The organism is Roseibium sp., from assembly GCF_039982295.1.
In the GTDB taxonomy this organism is placed as follows: Bacteria; Pseudomonadota; Alphaproteobacteria; order Rhizobiales; family Stappiaceae; genus Roseibium.
On sequence record NZ_JBDWYP010000018.1, the window covers coordinates 1 to 4,114 of the forward strand.

At 54.3% G+C, this 4,114-nt stretch carries 4 protein-coding genes and 1 pseudogene; 2 read left to right on the forward strand and 3 right to left on the reverse strand.

All coding sequences use genetic code 11. The annotated features are described in order from the left end of the window. Positions 1-444: pseudogene (locus tag ABJZ52_RS03255) on the forward strand (DDE-type integrase/transposase/recombinase); the annotation flags it as partial. 214 nt (positions 445-658) lie between these two features. After that, positions 659-2,422, forward strand: coding sequence for an adenylate/guanylate cyclase domain-containing protein (locus ABJZ52_RS03260; RefSeq protein ID WP_348196199.1), 1,764 nt, complete (start codon positions 659-661; stop codon positions 2,420-2,422). Positions 2,423-2,570: 148 nt separating this feature from the next. Here the strand turns inward: ABJZ52_RS03260 and ABJZ52_RS03265 are convergent, their stop codons facing one another. The 3 genes from ABJZ52_RS03265 to ABJZ52_RS03275 all read right to left on the reverse strand — a co-directional run. Beyond that, the gene (locus tag ABJZ52_RS03265) at positions 2,571-2,927 is read right to left on the reverse strand and encodes a hypothetical protein (protein WP_348196200.1); all 357 of its coding nucleotides are present in this window, start codon (positions 2,925-2,927) and stop codon (positions 2,571-2,573) included. A 195-nt stretch (positions 2,928-3,122) separates the two neighbouring features. Further along, on the reverse strand, positions 3,123-3,632 hold the full coding sequence (locus ABJZ52_RS03270; RefSeq protein ID WP_348196201.1) for a FecR domain-containing protein: 510 nt from the start codon (positions 3,630-3,632) through the stop codon (positions 3,123-3,125). Positions 3,633-3,896: 264 nt separating this feature from the next. Then, positions 3,897-4,114: integrase core domain-containing protein (locus ABJZ52_RS03275; protein ID WP_348302254.1), on the reverse strand; the 218-nt coding region annotated here is incomplete at its 5' end.

The following is a 4,114-nucleotide window of genomic DNA, read 5'->3' on the forward strand; positions in this document are numbered from 1 at the left end:
TCAGCGGCAAATGGGTTTATCTCTACCGGGAGGTCGACAAACACGGAGATACGGTCGATTTCATGCTGTCAGAAACCCGTGATGAAGCGGCGGCAACGGCGTTCTTCAACAAGTCTATCGAGAACAATGGTTTGCCCAAGAAGATTGTCATGGACAAAAGCGGAGCCAATCTGGCGGGCCTGATCAATATCAATATCCACCTGCTTGTCCTTGGTTTGTGGTGGTCCTTCATCGAAACCCTTCAGGTCAAATACCTGAACAACATCATCGAGCAGGACCACCGGTTTATCAAGAAGTTGACAAGGCCGATGATGGGCTTAAAGGCCTTTCATTCAGCAACGGGCAACGCTGGACGGTATTGAAACAGCGCACATGATCCGAAAGTGGCAACTGAACCGGCCGGGTGTACCTGCTTACCGACAGTTCATGGAGCTCGCAGGATAACTGCGTCAAGACAAAGCCACATATCCGACTACCACTAAATTTTGCGACAGAACCCATTGACTTAGCTTAGTTATTCTACAAGCCTTATGATGCGTCAGTAGATGAGAACGCTTTAGCTGTATCTTCTTGACCTGCTGCGCGCATTTCTTTTGCAGTCAAAAATTAACAGCCGACCACGATGGCGGCGACTGCCAAACCGGTGATTGGAAAGATCATGGCTGACACTGTGCCTAGCGAAAAACATGCGGAACACCCGTCAGCATCGGTTGCGGTCACTCAGACCTACGACGCCGCCTCGCTGCATAGGGGCACGATCAGCAATGGCAACTGGCGGCAGCGGCTGCGTCTGGCCAGCGGTCTTGTTCTGTTTACCTTCTGCTTGAGCCATTTTTCCAACCACGCCCTCGGCATCATTTCGTTTCAAGCCATGGATTGGGCGTCCCAGTGGCATTATTGGGTATGGCGCAGCTTGCCGGGCGAGACGCTGCTGATCGCGACGGCCGTAACACATGTTCTTCTGGCGCTCTGGCGGACCAGCAAGCGCCGCACGCTGAGGATGCCGCGCTGGGAATTCGCACAATTGGCGCTCGGGCTCTACATTCCCTGGCTATTGATCCCGCACGTCACAACGACGATGGGGGCGGCCAAAGTGTTCGGGTTTTCACCAGTCTATGAGCAGATGCTCGCCATCTTGTGGCCAAAACAGGCGTTCAACCAGTCGGTGCTGCTTCTGGTCGTGTGGACGCATGCGATGATTGGCCTGCATTTCTGGCTGAGACTTTACCCTTTTTACCAACGGCTTAAGCCGCTCGCCGCCGGATTTGCGGTCGCGGTTCCCGTATTGGCCCTCTGGGGATGGATCGAAGGCGCCAGACGCCTGGCTCTCAGCCGCAATGTCGTGCTGCAGATTACGCTGGAGCAGCAGAACTGGGTCGACGCAGTGGTCGATCAGTTTCGGGCTGTAGTGTTCGGACTGATCGCCGTCAGTTTGCTGGCCATCTTCATCCGGTATCTTAGCGGTCTGAAGGCACGTAACCTGTCGATCATCTATCCGGGCGGGCTCGCTATAAAGGCGCAACCAGGCGCAACTCTTCTCGAGATGAGTCGAATGAACAATATACCGATCGCCTCGGTCTGCGGTGGCCGGGCCCGGTGTTCCACCTGCAGGGTCAAAGTGCTAGACGGCGCCTCAGAACTGAGCGCGGCCAGTGCTTCCGAAGCAGCTGTGCTGAATCGGATCGGAGCCAGCGATGATGTTCGCCTGGCTTGCCAAATCCGGCCCATCCAGAACATCGAGGTGCAGCCCCTGGTTCCGGTCAAGGTCGGCATGGCCGGCCTTGAGCATCTGAAGGATGCCTATCACTGGGGCGTCGAACAGGACGTGGTTGTCATGTTCGTGGACCTGCGCAATTTCACCGGTATCACCGAATCGCAACTAGCCTATGATGTTGTCTACCTGCTGAACAGCTATCTGAACCAGGTTTCCGATGCCATTCGCGCGGAAGGTGGTTATGTCGATAAGTTCATCGGCGATGGCATCATGGCGATTTTTGGCATGGATTCGAGTGTTGCGACAGCGGCCAACCAGGCACTTGCCGCAAGCCTACGCATCGAGGTGGTCATGGAGAGCCTCAATCACGAGAAGGGCCCGCAGATTAGCAATCCGATCCGGCTGGGCATCGGCCTGCATCTTGGACCAGCCATTCTCGGTCGAATCGGATCCGCCGGCACGGCAGGAGGCCCTGCTGGCCTGACTGCGCTGGGAGACGTGGTCAACACGGCCAGCCGGCTGGAAGCGGAGAACAAGGTCCATGACAGTTTTCTGGTGGTTTCCAAAGCGGTGATCGATGCAGCGAATGCGCGAATCGACGGCGCCGAGACAGCTCAAATCACGGTGCGCGGCAAACAAAAGGCCTTGCAAATCTTTGCCTTGAGCTCTTTAGACAGCCTCCGGTCGATGGAGGGCGAGAATTCTTGAGGCGAGCCAGCCACCAAGATATCGTCCCAGCTGAATCTGCTCAGGTTCAGCTGCTAATTTGAATGCCTCGTTTGGTGTACGCATGGCAATCCCACACAAACGTCTTGGACAAACCATTGTTCCCGAAGGACGTGGTTCAACACTGGCATTACTTTTGTTCTAACCCCAACGAACGAAAAAGAGTCACGACTTCATCCGGGGAAGTCTCGCTAGATATTCTGTAAGGAGCCCTGTCAGGTCGCGTTCTATCGATAATCTCAATCTCTTCAGTTTCCGGATTGTATGCAAAGGCATAACGTCTTTGTCCGATCTCAACCCAAAGCATATTCGCCAAGCTACCATTAAACTGCTTGATCTCAAGAGTGTCGAGCTTGCCACGCCAGATAATTCCACCAATAAGAGCGAGAGCTATGCCCTGTACCTTTTCTGCGTGATGGTCGGCTCGTCTCATTGCATTCCTCACATACGCGTGAAGTAGCCGAACGTCAGTTCCTATGTTTGGCATTAATTAATTCTCCTAGTACAAAGGTGGCTCCGAACTCTCGGCATGGAAAAATAATATCTGAGAGTTGATGATGGGCTGAGGCATGAGGCGGTCCGCAGTTTATTACCTACGCAAACGGATACGGTCTTTGAGCGATCAAAGTGAATTGCTTGCTCAGCTTCGGGCTAGAGAAATGCCAAGATCCGTCCGGATTGTTCATCGGCCGAAGCGTGCAAGAAGTGCTTCCGCCCGTGCTGCTGACCAGCGCACGGGAGCAAAAGAAACTCCAGGTGCGACGTCGGCACCTTCCCCAGGTGTCAAGACCACCGTGTCCGATCCGTTCGCCCGGGAGACGGCAACCTCGCCGCTTACCACGAACACAGACGTCCGTTCTGCGGTTTCATCAACAGCATATACGGTGCCCCTGACGCTCGCGATTGCATAGGGTGTGCGGATCTGAAAGGGACCGGTTCCCGGCTGCAGTTGAATCAGGACCGCATTTCTTTCGACGCGAACGATCTCCGGCTGTCCTGACCTGGTATTGAGCTCAAGAGCCGTAGCTGCTTCGGCTTCCAGCAAGAAGCCGTTCGGGCATTGATAGACGGTTCTGGGCGGGTCAGTTGCCTCTGTTTCGACGCAGCCGTCAGCGGTTTGTGCATCGCCAATGGAAACTGAGGCGACAATCGTCAAGGCCGCCAGAGATGGGAGTATTAGGAACCTTTTCATGGCACTTATCCCGATTATTGCAGACCTTGTTTCAACCTGAATGGGCCAGTCGCAAAGTATCCAGCTTACTGAGAGGCAATTATTTGCCGGATTTTAGTCCGCGTGAGCATGAATACCTTTCGAAGGCTATCTCAGAGCAGTAAACTTTCAAGCACTTGAGGGTTGTTTCGTGCTAGTCAGCGCAACCCCACAAAAAAATAATGCAATGCTCAATTAACGATAAGTGAACCGCCCCGGGTTGTCCGGAGGCTGTTTGGTTTTAAGTTATGCTGCGACCGCCGGTTGATCCAGCGTGGCGTAGTATCGTTCCTCCGCTTCAGCCGGAGGGATGTTTCCTATGGGCTCCAGAAGACGCCGGTGATTGAACCAGTCGACCCATTCGAGTGTGGCAAACTCGACGGCTTCGCAGTTGCGCCACGGTCCACGTCGATGAATGACCTCGGCCTTGTAAAGACCGTTGATCGTTTCGGCGAGAGCATTGT